Here is a 15,456-nt window from a genome sequence, read left to right as displayed (position 1 = left end):
GGGCAGGAGATGATCCCCGACCCGTACACAGTTGCCGCCCGGGGCCTGGCCGTGTTCGGCCTTGAGCCCGGCAGCAAGCACCTGATAGGCCCCGGCTGGCAGCACGCCGCCACCACCGATCCCAACGTGCTGGCCGCCATCTGGCGCGCGGGCGACAACGTCGGCGTCGGCTGCTGGCGCTCCGGCGTGCTCGGCCTCGACCTCGACGTGAAGAACAACGTGGACGGCATCGCCCGCTTCGCCGCTACCTGCGACCAGCGCGGTCAGGAGTGGCCGGACACGCTCACCGTCCGCACCCCCTCGGGCGGGCTACATCTCTATCTCACGGTGCCCGCCGGCGTCGTCATCGGCTCGACGGCGGGCCGCACACCAGGCTCGCCGCTCGGGCCTGGGATCGACACTCGAGGGCCCGGCCGGGGCGGACGTGGCGGCTATCTGGTCGGCCCCGGCTCCGTCATCGACGGCCACGCCTACGTGATCGAGCGAGACATGCCGATCGCGGTCTGCCCCGGCTGGCTTGCTGACCTGCTCGACATCGGGAGGGTTTGATGGTGCAGACACGTGTCATGGACGACGATGACGACCTGGCGGCCGAGGTCGTCGCCCGCCTCGTACGTCTCCTCGACCGCGAGGAATTCGACCTGCGCGCCGGGAGCGTGAACCGCGCCGGGCACTGCGGCGGCGGCGGCCGGTTCTTCCTCAACGCGATGCCCGACGACTGGGAGCCGTCCGGGCCGGCGCGGTGGCCAGCCGTCGGCGTCGAGCGACAGCCTAGGACTGGCTGCTCTCGCCGAGCTGGTCGAACCACGCGTTGAGCGCAGCCGGGATGAACTCCTGCCCACCCAGCCCTTCCTGGTGGCAGCCAGAGACGAGGCGGGCGCGGGTGTTCGGGGTGAGACGAGCGGTGACGAGTGTGAGCGACTCCGGGTCGGCCGGGGGCGAACTGGGGCGAGGAACGGGGTTGCGCTCACTGCCTGGCGGCATCTCGGCGGGGATGCCGAGCTGGTCGCAGTAGTAGTTGATCGCGGCTTCCCATACGCCTTGTACGCCTAGGCCGGTGGCTTCGCAGGCATCGTCAATGCGGTTGAGGGTGTTCTCATCCAACCGGGTGCCGGTGTTGATGAGGTCGGTCCAGCGGACGGCCTTGGTGCGGGTGGGTCCTGTTCGCGGTTGCGCCAACGGACGAGTACGGCGGGCCACGTGGTGCTCCTGGTGGTGTGTGGCGGTGGGCGGCTGCTGTGATCCCTACCGTAGACCTTGGCATGTCTCGCGACAAAAACGTGTTCGCTATGTCCGTTTCCGTGAGGCACTGAATGCGTCACAGCACCTATGTAAAGGTGCTCTAAGAGATAAGCTCAAAGGGGATTCGATCAGGCTCTCTCCGGCTAACGCGGCCACGCGGAGAGGCGTCTCCGGCAGACTCGTTGGCGGTATCGCCAACGAGAAAGGATCATGAAAGCGATGAGCGACCCAACCACCAGCCACCCCATCCAGCCGGGCGACTACGTCCGCAGCCTCATCTGGCCCGACCACACAGGCACCGTCACCGACGTGCACAACGACGGCACCCTCAACGTCGCCTGGCACGGCACCTTCGCCAACGACGAGGCCCACCCCGACCAGGTGGAACGACTCACTGACGAGGAGAAGGCGGTCTACATCGCCGCACAGCCGCCCGGCTACGACAAAGGCTTCATGAGCATGCACCTGCCCGAGGTCCGTGCCTGATGACCATGACCTCGTTCGGTAGCGCCGCACCCAACCTCCAAGTCACGGTCGTCACCGCCGAGAATGCCGACGACGAGGACCTGCCCCCCTGCGAATGGGTCCTCTACCTGACAGACGCGGGCAACTGCCATGACTTCGCAATCAGCGCCGACAGCGCCGACGACCTCTGTGACTTCATCGCCCGCCTCACCGTCCAGGCCGCCACCGCCATGCGGGCCACCAGCGTGGACCTGCCGGGCCGCATCCTCACCGAACTCGCCGACGCCGCGCTCAAGACCGGCGATCACGCCACCCCGCACAGCCAGCAGGAAGGAATCACGCAGCGATGAGCACCAGCATCAGCGCCTACATCACCCGCGAAGAAATCAAGGACATCGTCGGGCTGCTCGCCGCCCAGCCCGGCACCGACGAAACCATCTACATCGACTCCACCACCGTGAACGGCGAGCACGAAAATCCAGTCGGCGTTCAGCGGGCCTACATCGAGTGCGATCGGCTGCGCGGTGAGGAGGACTTCGAGCCAGGAACCTGGCCAGAGCTGTTCGTCACCGACTACGACATCGAGACCGACGAGGACACGGTCAACGCGGCCGAACTTCACGAGCCGGACGAAGACCGTCGCGTCGCCCAGGAGATCGTGGCCATGCTCACCGGAAGATTCGGGCTGTGAAGGCGCTCACCATTTGGCAGCCCTGGGCCTGGGCCGTCGCCGCAGACCTCAAGCCCGTCGAGAACCGAACGCGAGGTACCCGCCACCGCGGCGAGATCGCCATCCACGCCGGGAAGCACTGGGACGAGATCGGCGCGACCGACCCCCGCGTCATCGACGCCGTTGCCCAGGACCGGCGGCCCGGAGGCTCCTACGACCCGCCCCTGAAGGTCCGGATCGACACCGCCACCGGCCGGACCGTCGAGCTGCTGCCGGACGGGCGGCGGTTCACGCTCGGCGCCATCATCGCCGTGGCCGAACTGGTGGACGTGGTTCGCGACGCGTCGTCCCCGTGGGCGGAGCCGGGCCAGGTGCACTGGCTGCTGGCCAACGTACGCCGGATTGGCGAGCCAGTGCCGTGCCGGGGCTGGCAGAACGTGTGGGATGTGCCGCCGGACGCCGAGGCTCTGGTACGCGCCCAGCTCGTGATGGCGTCGTGATGCCGCAACTGGAGGTGCTTCCCGTTAGCTGTCACTGGTGCGGGGGCCACCCGGACGCGCGCCGGATCGTCGTCCAGGGGGCAGGCATGGCGATCTGCGACGACTGTGTGGAACTCGTGGTCGTCATCATCGCCGAAGAGAAGGAGCAGCGGGCAGCGGCCAACCCGGGATAAAGTGCCCAGTACACGCGCGTGATCTGCATACTCCCGCGCAACCGAAAGGCCCCGGCCAGGGACACCCGTCCTGCCGGGGCCTTTCGCGTACGTATACACATGTCCCCCGTCCCGGTACGGTGGACCTCATGATCCACGACCGGCAGCGCACCCACGCGGACGCCGTCTACCCGCAGATCGCCGCAGCCATCGCCGCCGACATCGACAAGGGCAGGTTGAAGCCTGGCGACAAGCTGCCGTCCGAAGTGGAGCTCGGCGCCCGCTTCCAGGTGAGCCGCAACACCGTGCGGGACGCCATCAAGCTGCTGCGCGAGCAGGGCCGCGTCGAGACCGTCCACGCCAAGGGCACGTACGTGACCGGCGGCACGACGGGGGCCCCTGTTCCGCCGTCCCGGCGCCTGGTCGAGGACCTCCGGCAGGCGATCACGTCGGGCCGGATCAAGCCGGGCGACCCGCTCCCGCCGGAGCAGGAGCTGATGGACACGTACGGGCTGGCCGCCATCACCATCACGATCGCGCTGCGGAAACTGCGCGAAGAAGGGCTCATCCACCACCGGCCCGGCCGCGGCCGGTTCGCCGGCCCAGCGCCGACCAGGGATCGCCGCACCGCGCAGTGAAAGATAGCGGAAGGGGCCTACATTGCCCCTACATATCCGGGGATGATCGGCGGAAGAATTGCTCGCATGCCTGAGTCCCGGATCAGCCCCCCGTACCGCCTCAGCGTCCTCGGCGTACGCCTCGCCCAGCTACGCGAAGCCCGACATCTCACCGGGGCCCAGGTCGCCCAGCAGACTGGAGTCACCCCATCTGCGCTGTCGCGGCTGGAACGCGGGAAGAACCGCTACGTCACCCCCGGGGATGTGCGACTGCTGCTCGACCTGTACGACGGCGATGACGACGTGCGCGAGGAGTGCCTGGAACTCGTCTCCGACGCCCGCCTCACCCCGTACTGGGCGCCACACCGGCGCGCTCTCGGCGAACTGGAGGAGTATGTCGCTCTCGAGACCGAGGCTCAGCACATCCGGTACTGGCACCCGCTGCTCGTCCCCGGCCTGCTCCAAACGGAGGGGTACGCGCACGCGGTGATCGCCGCCGACCGGTTCGACGACGGACCATCGCTCGTGCAGATGAAAGTCAGGGCGCGGCTGGCGCGGCAGTGGATCATCCGCTGCGACGACCCCGTTCACGTGCACGTGGTCATCGCCGAGGACGCGCTGCGGCAGCACATCGGCGACCCGAAGGTGATGCGTGACCAGCTCGACCATCTGGCGCGGGAGGCGGGCCGGCCGAACGTCGCCATCCAGGTGTTGCCGCGGGCAGTGGGCGCGCACCCGGGCATGGCGGGTGGTTTTGTGCTGCTGAACCTGCCGTGGCTGGTGGATGCATTGTTCATCGAGGCGGGCGGGGGAGGAGTGCTGGATCGCGGGCCGCGTGTGCGGGAATACGGTCGGCTACTGGGTCGGCTTCAGGCAATGGCGTTGCCGCGTGAGGAGTCGGCTGCGTTCATCGGACGTGTGGCAGAGGAGATCAGATAGTGCTGGGCGAGAACTGGGTGACGGCGTCGGAGTCGGGCGGCTGTGTGGAAGTACGCCGTGGTGGGGACGGCGTTCAAGTGCGTAACAGTCGTGACCGGCAGGGTCCGGTGCTGGATTTCACACCGGGGGAGTGGGAGGACTTTGTGCGCGGTGTGAACCGGCGGAAGTTTGACCTGCCGGAATGGTATCCCGAATGGCGCCCAGCAGGTTAGTCGTGGGGTCGGTCCGCGCTGTCGTAGCCGCGCTGGTAAGCCTCTGACAGAGGCGGGCGCGGCGTCGGCCGCCGCAGGGTGTCGTACAGAACCCCTGCGGCGGCGGCGGCGAGCAGCGCGGAGACGAGGAGGAGCGCGGCCGGGCTGAGGTCGTCGGCGGTGTCGAGGAGCACCACGACGATCGCTGCGACCGCGATGATGGTGACGCTAACAGTAACGCTGCGAATACGGGCTAGCCGTTTCATCGGTGGACCCCCGTCTACGTTGACGAAGTTTAGTGAAGAACTCTTACGAAGAGCGCTGCTCACCGTATCCCATGTGCGGCATTGCCGCGATATGCCATGATGCTGCGGTATTTCTGCACAAATGGCCGACATGTGCCATGTCGGGCTCCGGCCACCTGAACCCGTAGACACGGTATGACACGACCGTTTACACATGTCATTCCAGCCTTAAACCTCGGGGGCACGGATTACCGCTCACCCCCAAATCGCCACAAGGAGTGACCAGACCATGGTGAATCCCGCCGGGCGCATCCGCAGGATCAGCCTCGTGTGCGCCGGAACGATGCTCGCGCTCGCCGCCCTGACCGCCGCGGCCTCCGCCGACGAACTCCCCACGCCCACGCCTACCGCGACGGCGTCCGTCACACCAAGCGCCAGCTCCACCACAGCGCCGGTTGTCACCACCACGAAGACGGAGAAGACCGAGACCGTCACCAACCCGGACGGATCCAGGACCGTCACCAAGACCGTGACCGAGACCACTACCACGGTCACCGTCACCCACCTGGAGCAGGCGAATGGCAATGAGGGTGGATGGTGAGCACATCCGGCCGAACCGCACGAGCATGCTGGCCGGCCCACGCGATGACTCTCGTCGCTGGGCTGGCTGCTCCGGTCGCGCTGCTGGCACATGGCGACGAGCCGCTCACCTGCGAGATGACCGGGGTCTCGGCGGTGTGGTTGTGGGTGCCGCTGCACGCGGGTGTTCGCCTGGTCGCTGAGGTGCGGTGGGCTCGGAGTTGGCGGAAGTTGTACCGGTGGGGGCAAAACGACGCAAACCTCATGCGTCACTCAAACGTCACATGACGCAGAGGACGGCCGGTAAGCGATCATGACGGGGAGGCGATATGACACCGCTGGGGATGAGCCCACGGGAGGAGCAGGTGTTCCGCTACCTGGCGGCGAACCCGCGAACCGACGTTCAGACGCTGGTCGGCCGGTTCGGCGATGAGGTGGCCGCCGATCTGGAGGGCTTGCGCGAACTGGGCCTGGTATCGGGGGAGCCGCTGGACGTGCCCCGCCCCGACCAGGCGTTCCAGCGCCTCGTCAGGGAACGGGAGGGGAGCCTGTTCGCGGCCAAGGCGCGGGTCGCCGAACTTCAGGAGATCTACGATCTCGCTCACCAGCCAGGCAGCAGCGGACCGGTGACTCTGCTGACGTCCCGCGTTCAGCTCCAGTCGTACATGGACGACCTGGAGTTGAACGCGACGCGCACGCTGGACAAGTTCATCACTGCCCCGTTCGTTCGGCTCACCACCGTGCACTCCCGCGACGACGACGCCCGCCGCGACAGCACTGGAACGATCCGCACGCCCCATCTCCGCATCCTCTATGAGCAGGCCGTCGTGGACGATGACCGCGCTCTGGACGGCATCCGCAACGACATGGATCTACCGAACACGCAGATCCGCATCGCCCCGACGCTTCCTTACAAACTGATCATCGCGGATGGCCAGCGTGCGCTGGTGCCCGCGTACCCGCAGGACCACGACGACAAGCTGTCTACGCATCTGATCACGGGCGGCACGGAGCTGATCGCCCATCAGATGGTGTTCGAGCAGTGCTGGAATCAGGCGACACCACTGGTCGGCGGCGCGGCCGGACTGAGCGAGGAGTTCAGCCTGGAGGAGCGGCACATCGTCGGGCTTCTCGTCTCCGGCGCGACCAACGAGCGAATCGCGCGGATCGTCGGCCTGGGGGTGCGTACGGTGCATCGGCGGCTGGCCGATCTGCAACAGCGTGCGGGGGTGCGGTCCCGGAATGAGCTGATCCGGCACGCGGCGACCCGCTGGATGAACTGAACCCTTACTGGGGGCGTGTCAGCATGTCGATCCGGGCCTGCGTGTCGTCGAGCGCCTGCGCCAGGCGCTGCCGGAGGAACTTCTCGATGCGCTCGCAGTCCTCTTTGGTGATGCCGGGCAGGAGCCGCACTGCCTCCATCCGCTGCTGCACCATGGTCTCTAGCCCGTCAGCCAGGTCGAGCTGGTCGGCGGCGGGGGCGGTCTTGGCCGCCTGCTCGGTGATGATCTGCCGTTCCAGTTCGGCGGCGGCGGTGCGGCCGGTGGCGGCCAGTTCGTCGGGTGGCAGGTCCACGGCCCAGGCCATCCACGCGCAGTCGATGTCGGAGATGTCGGTGACTTCGCCGGACTCGCGGCGGCGCCACTTCTGCTCCCCGAATCTGTGCCCGGACGCTCTGCTGATCTTCCGGGCAAGGGGGCGGACCTGAAGCTCGGGTTCGGGGGTGCCCTCACGCCTACGATAGCGGACGATGAGCGCCATCTCAGGGCTGAGCTGGGTGGTCTCGGTGGCTGGTGACATGGTGGCGGTATCCCCTCGTGGCGTGCCGTGGCGGGCTCGGGATCGACGCGAGCGTATCACTCGGGCGGGCGTCGGTCGCGTCTGCCTGACTAGGTCAAGATCGATCTTTAGTGGTCGATACGTTGATCTTGAGAAGCTCTCACTAGCGACGCAATCGACGCGATAGGAGCGTGACATGCGCGTCGCAAAGGCGTAGGCTAGATGTGTCGCGAGACACGCCTTACCAAGATCAACAAGTCTCGTGATGGACACCACCACCAGCGGAAACGCCACATTCCGCATGCAACGGACACGTTGGCGGAAGCGCCAACCAGCCAGGGAGACATGGTGACCAGCAACCCCCACACAGACCACGCCGCCAACCGCGCCGCCGACCTCGCGCTCATCGCCGCCCTCAACCACGCGGACGGATGCCCCCTCATCAGCGCCACCGTCCGCGACCTTCTCATCAAGCAGGTCGGCCCCGAAGCCGCCGCCCAGCACATCGACGCGGCCCGCGCCGTCCTCGCCAACCAGGAGGGCTGACCGCAATGGGCACCTACTACGAGACCGGTCGCCGCTGCAACATCACCCTGGAGAACGTCCTCGTCGTCGGCACCACCTCCGAACGAGGCGGCACCACCGACATCTCCGTGAAGCTCGCCGGCCCGAACGGCTCCCAGACCAGCACCATCCTCCACATCCCGCTCGATCACGTCGGCGTGAAGGTCGCACCCGTCCCGCCCACGCATTGGCCCCCGCAGGAGGGCGACGTGTGGAAGGGCGACGACCTCACCTGGTTCGGCCTCCCGATCATCGATCACGAGGAAGGCGAACAGGTTGGCGTCCGGTTGGTGAGCAACACCGACCGCTGCCCCCACGGTGTATACGGCGGCGACCCCTACTGCTACGAGGACGCGGACGTGCTGCTCGCCCACGCTCAGAACCTCACGCTGCTCGTCCGGAATGGCCAGCCGGTCCGGCTGCCGGACCGGCTGCCGGACCCGTGGAACGACGAGCCGCCGTTCTGATGACCACCATCACCGGAGCTCCCGAGCTGCTCGGCCAGTTCGAGCCGGGCAGCCCAGAGTGGCTTGCCTCCCGCATGGGACCGGACGGGCCGCGTATCGGCGGCACCGATGCCGCCGCGCTCGTCGGCTGCAACACGTTCGTCTCCCCGTACGGGCTCGCCCGCATCTTCACGGGTCAGGCCGAACGCGAGGAGCCGGGAGAGGCCGCCGAACGCGGGAACCTCCTCGAACCGTCCCTCGCCGCGTACTTCCGCAAGCTCCACCCGGAGTGGGAGATCGTGGACCACCCCGGCACGTACGTGCGCGGCTGGATGCTCACCAACCCCGACGCGCTCGCCTACCAGGGCGGTCGGCTGGTGGCGGGCGGCGAGTACAAGTCGGCCCGATACCGCGATGAGTGGGGCGAGCCCGGCACCGACGAGATCCCGGCCGCGTACTGGGTGCAGGTCATGTGGTACATGCACATCTTCGGCCTGCCGCGCTGGTACGTCCCGATGATCGGACCGGGCCTGGACTTCGCGGAGTACGTCGTCGAATACGACGCCGAAGCGGCCCGCGAGCTCGTCGCGCGAGCAGCGGAGTTCCGCGCGAACCTGCTGTGGGGCATCATGCCGCCGCTCGACCACCACCCGCACACCTACCGCACGCTGCGCGCCGAGCACCCCGACATCGACAAGGGCCTGGCGGTCACCCTTTCGGACCCGGTCGGTGTCCGGTTCGTCAAGGCCGTGCTCGCCGCCGCCGAGGCTGAGGAGGAGCTGACGGGCGCGAAGTCTGACGTCATGGCCGAAGCCGGAAGGGCGAAGAAGCTCCTCCTGAACGGCCAGACCATCGCCACCCGCCGCCGCAACTCCGGCCCCCACCCGCACGTGCAGGCCGTGCGAAACCTCAAAGAGATCAAGCTTCCCGCCCTGGAAGGAGACTCCGATGGGCGCTGAACTGACGCACCGGCAGAAGGAACAGCTCGCGAAGCTGGACGACACGATCACGGACTACGAGCGGGTTTTCCGGGAGGCACTGCCGCCCGAGGTCCGCGTGGAGCGGTTTGTGCAGGACGCGCGCAACGCGCTCGCGCATAACCCGGACCTGGCGAACGTCTACCTGCCGAGCGTGATCGGCGGGCTGGTGACGTGCGCGCAGCTCAACCTGCGCCCGCACGTGCCCGCGCTCGGCCACGCCTACCTGATCCCGATGAAGAACAAGAAGGCGGGGAATCGGCTCGATGCCACGCTGATCGTCGGATACAAGGGGTTCACGGACATCGGCTACCGCGACCCCGCCACCACCCGCATGGGCGCCTACGTCATCAAGGAAGGCGACAAGTACAGAGCGTGGTTTGACGACGGCGACTGGCACGTCCAGTACGAGCCCAACCGGCGCGACCCCCGCCGTGACCAGCGGCCCACCACGGACTACTTCGCGATGGCGAAGTACCGGGGCGAGCTGCACGTCACCGAGCCGATGACGCACGCGCAGATGGTCCGCCACCGCGACAAGCACGCCCTCACCCATTCGGGCGGCCCCTGGTACCAGCACGGTGAGCACTCGCCCGAATTTGATGAGCAGGGCAAGAAGACCATGATCCGAGCCCGGCTGGTCAAGCTTCTGCCGCAGGTGATCGAGCTGGTCACCGCTGCGTACGCCGATGAGGGCACCCGCACTGACGACGACCCGCGCGGCGACATCCTCCAGGTCACCGTGCACCCCGACCGCCCGGGTGAGGACGACGCGGCCGACGAGGACGGCGGCGGGCAGGAAGAGGCGCCGCGGCCCCGTTCAGTTATCCGGCTGTTCGCCGAACGCGTGGACGGCACGGCGTCCGACGAGCAGGGGACGGACGAGCTGACCAAGTCCGAGATGCTGGCTGACCTGGGCACAGCCCTCCTAGCCAAGGGCATCAACGGCCCGGCGATGCTCACCTACCTGTCCAAGGTCCTGAAGCGACAGGTCAACCACCCGAAGGAGATGAACCGGGACGACATCGCGACGGTGCAGGCCGCCGTCAACCAGGGCCTGCACCTGAACGAGCAGACGCCACCACCGCCAGCAGCCGACGTGCCGAGCCGGGCGGCGCCGCAACCTCCGGCGGCCGAACCCGCCACCGCTCCGGCCCAGGCCCCGCCCGCGCCGGAGCAGCCCACACCACCCGCGCGTAATCAGGGACGGGAGCGGCCAGTCGGTGCCGCCAACCGGCAGACGCTCACCAAGCTGAACATGCTGCTCGGGGAGGCGGGCATCAGCGGAGACGCCCGCTTCCTGTGGCTCCTGGCCAACTGCAACGTCAAGGTCACCTCGACCGCCCAGCTCACCGCAGCGAAGGCGGACGAGGCGATCGCCAAGCTCGAACCCGAGGCGCGGGCCCGTCGCGACGACCTCAAGCAGCGGATCTTCAACGTGTGGACCGATCTGGACGGGGCCCGCGAGGAGATGACGCCGGCGCTGTGTATGTGGGTCAGTGCCAACACCAAGCGCCGCAGCAGGCAGGCCCTGACCAGGCTGGACGAGGTGTCCAACGTCCACCTGGACGCCTTCCTCAGGGCGCTCAGCGCGGAGCCCGGCAACGGCCGGTTCACTCCGGAGGACTACCGGCAGACCGTCGCCGCGCAGGCCGCCGGGCAGCAGAGCGGTGGCGCCTGATGTTGTCCAAGGAGATCGCACTACCGCACATCGTCACCTTCTCCAACGGGTGTTCCCGGCCGACCTTCCACCCGTACGTCACCCGGCCGCTGCCCAAGGACACGCGCGACCCCCGAGCCGCAGCCTGCACCGACCACCATCCCGCGTGCGACTGCCGGGAAGCGATCCTCGCTGAGGAACTGGCCGAGTTACGGGCCGACCGCGCGCTGCTGATCGGCGCGCTGCGGGAAGAACTCGCCGGGCACGCCACCCGGGCGTACACCGCCGACAGCCAGCGCGACGAGCAGGCCGAATGCAAGTGCACCGGCTGCCGGATCGTCCGACGTCTGCCGTTCTACATCGGCGGCTACGTCGTGACGACCCGCACCAGCACGGAGCACGCCCCCTAAGACCCCGGCTGGGTGCCCTGAGCACGTACGAGGCGGGGGCGCTCAGCCGGCCCCAACACCCCCAACACCCCCAACCCCTTGAGAAAGGACATGAGATGTCGATCGATACCCTCCCCGAGCAGACCGGCCAGCCGGGGACACCCGACATCTACACGCCCGCGGTCCGCACCTTCCTCGCTCAGGGCATCGAGCAGGTAGACGGCGCCATCACGGCCACCAAGCGGCGTCTCTCCGACCTGGATGTGGAGACGACGACGGCCAAGCAGCAACTCGCAGACCTGATCCTCAGCCGGGAACAGCTCCTCACCCTGGTCGGCAAGGACGAGCCTCGAGAGCCGGGCGAGCAGCAGCCGCGGCCGACGCAGGTATGCGCATGCGGCCGGATCGCCGTCGTGCACGCGGTGCTGGGCCCGGTCCACGAGGAGAACGGCACGCATCTGCCCGCGCTGGAGGCGTGCCAGATGCCGCCGCTCGGTGTCCTGGCCGTACCGGGGCGGCTGCCTGGCGGGGAGGGTCCGGCCGCGTGAACGAACTGGTGACCGCCGTCTTGCTGTCGATCGACATCGACTACATCCGCGAGCCCGGCCCGTTCTGGCTGGTGTTCGTGAACAAGGTTGCGCTCGAACCGGAGCGCCCGCTGCCGTTCCCGTACGTCATGGCGGCGTTCGAGCGAGCCTACCTCGACCACCCCGGCCAGGAGATCGGCGTCGCGCCATGCACGCCCGAAGACCTGGCCAACGCAGGAATCACCTCTCGAAAGGTACCCACATGACCATCACCATCAGCCCAGACACGATCCGCCCGGGTGCGACCGCCGTCCTGCACCGCGACGGCTGGATCCAGGGCAACTACACCAGCAACCGACGCGGCAGGACCGGCTGCTGCCTGGTCGAAGCGATCGGACGCGGCACGGGACTCCCGCCACTCGCCCTGGCCCGCAAGAAGCCCCGCCACGGCGACGCCGACTTCATCGCCAAGTGGAATGCGGCACACAACCTCATGGACGAGATCGCCACCAGCCTGGGCCGCAACCCCGAGGGCGACGAGCTCAGCCCGAAGTGGTGGCTGACGAGCTGGAACGACACCAAGGGCCGCACCCTCGACGAGGTGCTGGCCGCGCTCAACCTCGACCAGGAGAACGGGTGAAGGTCTCCACGTGGCAGCTCGCCGTCGCCGCTGGCGTCATGCTGGCGATGACGGCACTGTCGTTCATCAACGCGGGCGTGTTCGCGCTCATCGCCGCCCTTCTCGCGTGGCTGGCTGGCGCCGGGCTGGGCGTCGTCGTCGGTGCGGAGGGCGGCCGACGTGCCAGCGCCGCCCGGGTCGAACTCCTCAAACGCTCCTGCGCGAACGCCCACGAGGCCGCGCACAACGCGATCGTCGCCCAGGCGGAGACTGCAGGACGGCTGGCCAGCGTGGAGGAGCGTCTGCGGCAAGCGGACGCCGAGCGGCTTCAACTGCGCGCCCAGCTCGAAGCCGGGCAGGCGGTGCAGCCGTGATCGACCTGCTGTGGACCGCGTGGGCGGTGATCTGGGACGTCGCCGCTGTGATCGGGCTCGCCTCCGTCATCGTCGTCGTCGGAGCCCTTCTCGCGCACAGCCACGCGGTGCGCCGGGCTGACGCCGCCCAGCGCGCCAACGAGCAGCAGTGGCGCGACTTCGCCCACCGCGGCCTCCACGCGATCGAGACCCCGAGAGACCCGAAGGAGTAGCAGTGACCATCACACCGCCGGCCGGGCAGCCACCGCGGGTGTCCGGGCTCGACCAGGCCGCCGAGAAGTCCGGGCTGGTCCTGCCGGACGGCACCACCCGCCTCATCACCGCGCCCAAGGTCAGGGTGAAGCGGGGGGAGAGGCGGACGTTCGCCGACAACATGCGGCGGATGGATCACGTCGATGCCGAGTGTATGCGTCACATCCTCGCCTCGGGCACGGAAGCGATCGGGATCGAGGACTACGCCTTCCAGAAGCGGTCATCGGGGACGCATCGGCTCGCCGAGATCGGCGGGACGGTCCGGCTCGCCTGCTGGCGGGCCGGGATCGCCATCGCGGTTATCAACGTCAAGCACCTGAAGATGTACGCCACCGGGGACGGTGACGCTTCCAAAGTCCAGATGGGCGACGCTGCCTCACGGTTCGCGGGCGCCACGTTCCCCAGCGAAGACGAGTGCGACGCGGCCTGGGCGCGCTGGCTCGTCCTCGACCTCCTCGGCTGCCCCGCGCTCCCGCTCCCCGCTGAGCATCGCCACGTGCTCACCTCCATCAAGCTGCACCGCAAGGAGGCAGCGTGAAGACCTCATCCGACGTCGTTGACGAGCGACGTTGGCGGAACCGGCAACGACCGCGCATGCCTGACCGGCCGCGCGCCGCCGTATGGAACGGCGACCGCATCCGGCCGGTCGCGGTCGTCGAGGGCCGCGACCTCACCCAGGCCGACCTCGACGCCGCGCGGCGACTGGCCAACCACCCGAACATCCACCACCGCCACACCACCTTCCAGGAGTAGGAGATGACCACCACCACGTCTGCGGCGGCCGTCCTCACCAGGGAACTGGCCCGCCACCCGGACCCCACCGCGCGCAGGCTCCTGCGGGCGCTACGCACGGCAGGGTTCGAGGTCAAGCCCGCCGCCCGCGGCCCGGCATGGATGCCGACCACGCCGGGCGCGTACGCGCTCGTCAAGAGAGCGGCCGACGAGCACCGCGCGGGCCTGGACCGGCACAAGATTGCCGAGCGGATGGGCAAGGACAAGCGGACCATCGACCGCTACCTGGCCGCTGCGCAGGAGATCGGCCTCCTCAACGAGGGCGAGGAGCCGCCGCGATGAGCCGCTACCGCACCACCCCGGACCTGCGCGCCATCGGCTCGATCGACCTGCCGCAGATGCCCGGATGGTTTCGGAACGCCGCATGCTTCACGGTCGGGCACGACCTGTTCTTCGGCCCGCCCTCCGACGCTCCCGAGGAGGAGCGGGAGACACCCGAGGAGAAGGAGGAACGCGAAGCGCGAGCGAAGGCCCTGTGCGCCGCCTGTCCCGTCCGAGCGGACTGCGCCGAGTACGAGCGCAGCTTCAGCGAACCCGTCCAACGAGGCGGCGTCTGGCACGGCGACACCTACCACGAACGCAAGATCGACCATCGCAAGCGGCAACGTCAGGCCGCCGCCCAGCGGCAGCGAAAGGCACATGGATCATGAGCGCCAGAGCCGACTACCAGCAGCAGGCAATCGACGAAGCCGTCAATGTCCTGACGAAACGCCTACGTGAGTGGGCCGCCGTACCGCCCGACCAGCGCGAGCCCGCCGACGTGTTCGCCCGCCGCTTCATGCTCGACCTGAACGGGCATGGATGGCGCCTCACCCCCGCCCGCCGCGTGGACGCGCTCGCGCGCAGCCGGACTGACGACCCCGCCGCAGCGGCCGTACGCGGAGCCAAGCTCGCACGGGGCCTGCTACCACAGGTGGCTCACGACCCCGCGGCGGACCAGCCATGAGCCCGGCCCGGCCCGCGCACGAGCAGCCCCGCGCCGTCCCCGCGCTCGTGCCGTACGACCAGTACGGCGGCATCATCCAAGACCCCACCGGAGTGGACCCCGACAGCATCGACTGGCGCAAGCCGACGCCGTTTCCGGCGCTGCTGCGGCTCCACCACACAACCGGTCTGCGCGGCACCGCCCGCCACGTCACCTGGCGGGACGTCTACGGCCCCGCCACGTACCCGATGTTCGCCGACGACCTGCCTCACACCATCCGAGGCACGGTCATCGACCACGGCGTCATCGCCTCCGCCGTCTGGATGCCCATCACGCGACGCGGCCGGTACGGCATCAGCCTCAAGACCGCCCACGAACAGGAGGAACGCCCGCCCGCGCCCGAACCGGCCACGCCCGCCCAGGAAGCCGCGGCCCGCTACATCGACCGCGAGCACGCCGTCCGACTCGTCCTCGCCACCTTCGCCATGGGCGTCGAGGAAGACGTGCACCCAGACCTGGAGAACCTGATCCGCCACATCAGAGAGGACTAAA

30 protein-coding genes are annotated in these 15,456 nt (G+C 68.5%); 27 read left to right on the top strand and 3 right to left on the bottom strand.

The window, feature by feature from the left end:
* The first annotated feature begins 9 nt into the window (after positions 1-9).
* A complete protein-coding gene (locus ACZ6S0_RS46320; protein WP_465926276.1) occupies positions 10-549 on the top strand; it encodes a bifunctional DNA primase/polymerase in 540 nt (179 codons plus the stop codon).
* 222 nt (positions 550-771) lie between these two features.
* Here the strand turns inward: ACZ6S0_RS46320 and ACZ6S0_RS46315 are convergent, their stop codons facing one another.
* Positions 772-1,179 (bottom strand): hypothetical protein, encoded by a 408-nt coding sequence (locus ACZ6S0_RS46315; RefSeq protein ID WP_465926274.1) that lies wholly within the window; start codon positions 1,177-1,179, stop codon positions 772-774.
* 282 nt (positions 1,180-1,461) lie between these two features.
* Here ACZ6S0_RS46315 and ACZ6S0_RS46310 point away from each other — a divergent pair, with 282 nt between their 5' ends.
* From ACZ6S0_RS46310 to ACZ6S0_RS46275, 8 genes are all read left to right on the top strand, one after another.
* Positions 1,462-1,728: a hypothetical protein gene (locus ACZ6S0_RS46310; RefSeq protein WP_465926272.1), complete on the top strand. Its 267-nt coding sequence runs from the start codon at positions 1,462-1,464 to the stop codon at positions 1,726-1,728.
* Positions 1,728-2,057: a hypothetical protein gene (locus ACZ6S0_RS46305; protein ID WP_465926270.1), complete on the top strand. Its 330-nt coding sequence runs from the start codon at positions 1,728-1,730 to the stop codon at positions 2,055-2,057. The genes ACZ6S0_RS46310 and ACZ6S0_RS46305 overlap by 1 nt, the downstream gene beginning before the upstream one ends.
* Complete coding sequence (locus ACZ6S0_RS46300; RefSeq protein ID WP_465926268.1) at positions 2,054-2,398, top strand: hypothetical protein; 345 nt, start codon at positions 2,054-2,056, stop codon at positions 2,396-2,398. The genes ACZ6S0_RS46305 and ACZ6S0_RS46300 overlap by 4 nt, the downstream gene beginning before the upstream one ends.
* Positions 2,395-2,877 (top strand): ASCH domain-containing protein, encoded by a 483-nt coding sequence (locus ACZ6S0_RS46295; RefSeq protein WP_465926266.1) that lies wholly within the window; start codon positions 2,395-2,397, stop codon positions 2,875-2,877. Before ACZ6S0_RS46300 ends, ACZ6S0_RS46295 begins: the two co-directional genes overlap by 4 nt.
* Positions 2,877-3,050 (top strand): ClpX C4-type zinc finger protein, encoded by a 174-nt coding sequence (locus ACZ6S0_RS46290; protein ID WP_465926264.1) that lies wholly within the window; start codon positions 2,877-2,879, stop codon positions 3,048-3,050. The genes ACZ6S0_RS46295 and ACZ6S0_RS46290 overlap by 1 nt, the downstream gene beginning before the upstream one ends.
* A 128-nt stretch (positions 3,051-3,178) precedes the next feature.
* The gene (locus tag ACZ6S0_RS46285) at positions 3,179-3,667 is read left to right on the top strand and encodes a winged helix-turn-helix domain-containing protein (RefSeq protein ID WP_465926262.1); all 489 of its coding nucleotides are present in this window, start codon (positions 3,179-3,181) and stop codon (positions 3,665-3,667) included.
* A gap of 66 nt (positions 3,668-3,733) precedes the next feature.
* Positions 3,734-4,585 carry a helix-turn-helix domain-containing protein gene (locus ACZ6S0_RS46280; protein ID WP_465926260.1) on the top strand — a complete coding sequence of 284 codons (852 nt, stop codon included), beginning with the start codon at positions 3,734-3,736 and terminating at the stop codon, positions 4,583-4,585.
* Entirely contained in the window at positions 4,585-4,797 is a 213-nt protein-coding gene (locus ACZ6S0_RS46275; protein WP_465926258.1) for a DUF397 domain-containing protein, read from the top strand. The genes ACZ6S0_RS46280 and ACZ6S0_RS46275 overlap by 1 nt, the downstream gene beginning before the upstream one ends.
* Here ACZ6S0_RS46275 and ACZ6S0_RS46270 read toward each other — a convergent pair.
* Entirely contained in the window at positions 4,794-5,042 is a 249-nt protein-coding gene (locus tag ACZ6S0_RS46270; protein WP_465926256.1) for a hypothetical protein, read from the bottom strand. The two genes, ACZ6S0_RS46275 and ACZ6S0_RS46270, sit on opposite strands and share 4 nt — an antisense overlap.
* A 268-nt stretch (positions 5,043-5,310) precedes the next feature.
* Here ACZ6S0_RS46270 and ACZ6S0_RS46265 point away from each other — a divergent pair, with 268 nt between their 5' ends.
* Together ACZ6S0_RS46265 and ACZ6S0_RS46260 are read left to right on the top strand one after the other, a co-directional pair.
* Positions 5,311-5,622, top strand: coding sequence for a hypothetical protein (locus ACZ6S0_RS46265; RefSeq protein ID WP_465926254.1), 312 nt, complete (start codon positions 5,311-5,313; stop codon positions 5,620-5,622).
* A gap of 343 nt (positions 5,623-5,965) precedes the next feature.
* Complete coding sequence (locus ACZ6S0_RS46260) at positions 5,966-6,883, top strand: helix-turn-helix transcriptional regulator (protein ID WP_465926252.1); 918 nt, start codon at positions 5,966-5,968, stop codon at positions 6,881-6,883.
* 4 nt (positions 6,884-6,887) lie between these two features.
* Here the strand turns inward: ACZ6S0_RS46260 and ACZ6S0_RS46255 are convergent, their stop codons facing one another.
* Positions 6,888-7,400, bottom strand: a complete 513-nt coding sequence (locus ACZ6S0_RS46255) for a hypothetical protein (RefSeq protein WP_465926250.1) — start codon at positions 7,398-7,400, stop codon at positions 6,888-6,890.
* A gap of 324 nt (positions 7,401-7,724) precedes the next feature.
* Here ACZ6S0_RS46255 and ACZ6S0_RS46250 point away from each other — a divergent pair, with 324 nt between their 5' ends.
* From ACZ6S0_RS46250 to ACZ6S0_RS46175, 16 genes are all read left to right on the top strand, one after another.
* Positions 7,725-7,925 carry a hypothetical protein gene (locus ACZ6S0_RS46250; RefSeq protein ID WP_465926248.1) on the top strand — a complete coding sequence of 67 codons (201 nt, stop codon included), beginning with the start codon at positions 7,725-7,727 and terminating at the stop codon, positions 7,923-7,925.
* Positions 7,926-7,930: 5 nt separating this feature from the next.
* A complete protein-coding gene (locus ACZ6S0_RS46245; protein ID WP_465926246.1) occupies positions 7,931-8,410 on the top strand; it encodes a hypothetical protein in 480 nt (159 codons plus the stop codon).
* A complete protein-coding gene (locus ACZ6S0_RS46240) occupies positions 8,410-9,348 on the top strand; it encodes a YqaJ viral recombinase family protein (RefSeq protein ID WP_465926244.1) in 939 nt (312 codons plus the stop codon). The genes ACZ6S0_RS46245 and ACZ6S0_RS46240 overlap by 1 nt, the downstream gene beginning before the upstream one ends.
* A complete protein-coding gene (locus tag ACZ6S0_RS46235; protein WP_465926242.1) occupies positions 9,338-11,047 on the top strand; it encodes a recombinase RecT in 1,710 nt (569 codons plus the stop codon). Before ACZ6S0_RS46240 ends, ACZ6S0_RS46235 begins: the two co-directional genes overlap by 11 nt.
* Entirely contained in the window at positions 11,047-11,436 is a 390-nt protein-coding gene (locus ACZ6S0_RS46230; RefSeq protein WP_465926240.1) for a hypothetical protein, read from the top strand. Before ACZ6S0_RS46235 ends, ACZ6S0_RS46230 begins: the two co-directional genes overlap by 1 nt.
* 95 nt (positions 11,437-11,531) lie before the next feature.
* Positions 11,532-11,963, top strand: coding sequence for a hypothetical protein (locus tag ACZ6S0_RS46225; RefSeq protein ID WP_465926238.1), 432 nt, complete (start codon positions 11,532-11,534; stop codon positions 11,961-11,963).
* Positions 11,960-12,208: a hypothetical protein gene (locus ACZ6S0_RS46220; RefSeq protein WP_465926236.1), complete on the top strand. Its 249-nt coding sequence runs from the start codon at positions 11,960-11,962 to the stop codon at positions 12,206-12,208. The genes ACZ6S0_RS46225 and ACZ6S0_RS46220 overlap by 4 nt, the downstream gene beginning before the upstream one ends.
* Positions 12,205-12,582: a DUF6197 family protein gene (locus tag ACZ6S0_RS46215; protein ID WP_465926234.1), complete on the top strand. Its 378-nt coding sequence runs from the start codon at positions 12,205-12,207 to the stop codon at positions 12,580-12,582. The genes ACZ6S0_RS46220 and ACZ6S0_RS46215 overlap by 4 nt, the downstream gene beginning before the upstream one ends.
* A complete protein-coding gene (locus ACZ6S0_RS46210) occupies positions 12,579-12,935 on the top strand; it encodes a hypothetical protein (RefSeq protein WP_465926232.1) in 357 nt (118 codons plus the stop codon). Before ACZ6S0_RS46215 ends, ACZ6S0_RS46210 begins: the two co-directional genes overlap by 4 nt.
* Positions 12,932-13,147: a hypothetical protein gene (locus tag ACZ6S0_RS46205; RefSeq protein ID WP_465926230.1), complete on the top strand. Its 216-nt coding sequence runs from the start codon at positions 12,932-12,934 to the stop codon at positions 13,145-13,147. The genes ACZ6S0_RS46210 and ACZ6S0_RS46205 overlap by 4 nt, the downstream gene beginning before the upstream one ends.
* Before the next feature lie 2 nt (positions 13,148-13,149).
* Positions 13,150-13,725, top strand: coding sequence for a hypothetical protein (locus ACZ6S0_RS46200; RefSeq protein WP_465926228.1), 576 nt, complete (start codon positions 13,150-13,152; stop codon positions 13,723-13,725).
* Positions 13,726-13,781: 56 nt separating this feature from the next.
* On the top strand, positions 13,782-13,940 hold the full coding sequence (locus ACZ6S0_RS46195) for a hypothetical protein (RefSeq protein WP_465926226.1): 159 nt from the start codon (positions 13,782-13,784) through the stop codon (positions 13,938-13,940).
* A 3-nt stretch (positions 13,941-13,943) separates the two neighbouring features.
* Positions 13,944-14,261: a hypothetical protein gene (locus ACZ6S0_RS46190; RefSeq protein ID WP_465926224.1), complete on the top strand. Its 318-nt coding sequence runs from the start codon at positions 13,944-13,946 to the stop codon at positions 14,259-14,261.
* Positions 14,258-14,629 carry a WhiB family transcriptional regulator gene (locus ACZ6S0_RS46185; protein WP_465926222.1) on the top strand — a complete coding sequence of 124 codons (372 nt, stop codon included), beginning with the start codon at positions 14,258-14,260 and terminating at the stop codon, positions 14,627-14,629. The genes ACZ6S0_RS46190 and ACZ6S0_RS46185 overlap by 4 nt, the downstream gene beginning before the upstream one ends.
* On the top strand, positions 14,626-14,925 hold the full coding sequence (locus tag ACZ6S0_RS46180; RefSeq protein ID WP_465926220.1) for a hypothetical protein: 300 nt from the start codon (positions 14,626-14,628) through the stop codon (positions 14,923-14,925). Before ACZ6S0_RS46185 ends, ACZ6S0_RS46180 begins: the two co-directional genes overlap by 4 nt.
* Positions 14,922-15,455, top strand: a complete 534-nt coding sequence (locus tag ACZ6S0_RS46175) for a hypothetical protein (RefSeq protein ID WP_465926218.1) — start codon at positions 14,922-14,924, stop codon at positions 15,453-15,455. The genes ACZ6S0_RS46180 and ACZ6S0_RS46175 overlap by 4 nt, the downstream gene beginning before the upstream one ends.
* Position 15,456 lies beyond the last annotated feature (1 nt).

It is taken from the genome of Nonomuraea sp. NPDC051298 (genome assembly GCF_055586305.1).
The sequence above is the reverse complement of the archived record's forward strand: the minus strand, read 5'-3'. Positions and strand labels throughout refer to the sequence as shown.

Excerpts from the sequence above, each read along its gene's own strand:
- ACZ6S0_RS46320 (WP_465926276.1), top strand. The coding sequence starts at position 10 with ATGATCCCCGACCCGTACACAGTTGCCGCCCGGGGCCTGGCCGTGTTC.
- ACZ6S0_RS46310 (WP_465926272.1), top strand. The coding sequence starts at position 1,462 with ATGAGCGACCCAACCACCAGCCACCCCATCCAGCCGGGCGACTACGTC.
- ACZ6S0_RS46305 (WP_465926270.1), top strand. The coding sequence starts at position 1,728 with ATGACCATGACCTCGTTCGGTAGCGCCGCACCCAACCTCCAAGTCACG.
- ACZ6S0_RS46300 (WP_465926268.1), top strand. The coding sequence starts at position 2,054 with ATGAGCACCAGCATCAGCGCCTACATCACCCGCGAAGAAATCAAGGAC.
- ACZ6S0_RS46290 (WP_465926264.1), top strand. The coding sequence starts at position 2,877 with ATGCCGCAACTGGAGGTGCTTCCCGTTAGCTGTCACTGGTGCGGGGGC.
- ACZ6S0_RS46285 (WP_465926262.1), top strand. The coding sequence starts at position 3,179 with ATGATCCACGACCGGCAGCGCACCCACGCGGACGCCGTCTACCCGCAG.
- ACZ6S0_RS46280 (WP_465926260.1), top strand. The coding sequence starts at position 3,734 with ATGCCTGAGTCCCGGATCAGCCCCCCGTACCGCCTCAGCGTCCTCGGC.
- ACZ6S0_RS46270 (WP_465926256.1), bottom strand. The coding sequence starts at position 5,042 with ATGAAACGGCTAGCCCGTATTCGCAGCGTTACTGTTAGCGTCACCATC.
- ACZ6S0_RS46265 (WP_465926254.1), top strand. The coding sequence starts at position 5,311 with ATGGTGAATCCCGCCGGGCGCATCCGCAGGATCAGCCTCGTGTGCGCC.
- ACZ6S0_RS46255 (WP_465926250.1), bottom strand. The coding sequence starts at position 7,400 with ATGTCACCAGCCACCGAGACCACCCAGCTCAGCCCTGAGATGGCGCTC.
- ACZ6S0_RS46250 (WP_465926248.1), top strand. The coding sequence starts at position 7,725 with ATGGTGACCAGCAACCCCCACACAGACCACGCCGCCAACCGCGCCGCC.
- ACZ6S0_RS46245 (WP_465926246.1), top strand. The coding sequence starts at position 7,931 with ATGGGCACCTACTACGAGACCGGTCGCCGCTGCAACATCACCCTGGAG.
- ACZ6S0_RS46240 (WP_465926244.1), top strand. The coding sequence starts at position 8,410 with ATGACCACCATCACCGGAGCTCCCGAGCTGCTCGGCCAGTTCGAGCCG.
- ACZ6S0_RS46235 (WP_465926242.1), top strand. The coding sequence starts at position 9,338 with ATGGGCGCTGAACTGACGCACCGGCAGAAGGAACAGCTCGCGAAGCTG.
- ACZ6S0_RS46230 (WP_465926240.1), top strand. The coding sequence starts at position 11,047 with ATGTTGTCCAAGGAGATCGCACTACCGCACATCGTCACCTTCTCCAAC.
- ACZ6S0_RS46225 (WP_465926238.1), top strand. The coding sequence starts at position 11,532 with ATGTCGATCGATACCCTCCCCGAGCAGACCGGCCAGCCGGGGACACCC.
- ACZ6S0_RS46215 (WP_465926234.1), top strand. The coding sequence starts at position 12,205 with ATGACCATCACCATCAGCCCAGACACGATCCGCCCGGGTGCGACCGCC.
- ACZ6S0_RS46195 (WP_465926226.1), top strand. The coding sequence starts at position 13,782 with ATGCCTGACCGGCCGCGCGCCGCCGTATGGAACGGCGACCGCATCCGG.
- ACZ6S0_RS46190 (WP_465926224.1), top strand. The coding sequence starts at position 13,944 with ATGACCACCACCACGTCTGCGGCGGCCGTCCTCACCAGGGAACTGGCC.
- ACZ6S0_RS46185 (WP_465926222.1), top strand. The coding sequence starts at position 14,258 with ATGAGCCGCTACCGCACCACCCCGGACCTGCGCGCCATCGGCTCGATC.
- ACZ6S0_RS46180 (WP_465926220.1), top strand. The coding sequence starts at position 14,626 with ATGAGCGCCAGAGCCGACTACCAGCAGCAGGCAATCGACGAAGCCGTC.
- ACZ6S0_RS46175 (WP_465926218.1), top strand. The coding sequence starts at position 14,922 with ATGAGCCCGGCCCGGCCCGCGCACGAGCAGCCCCGCGCCGTCCCCGCG.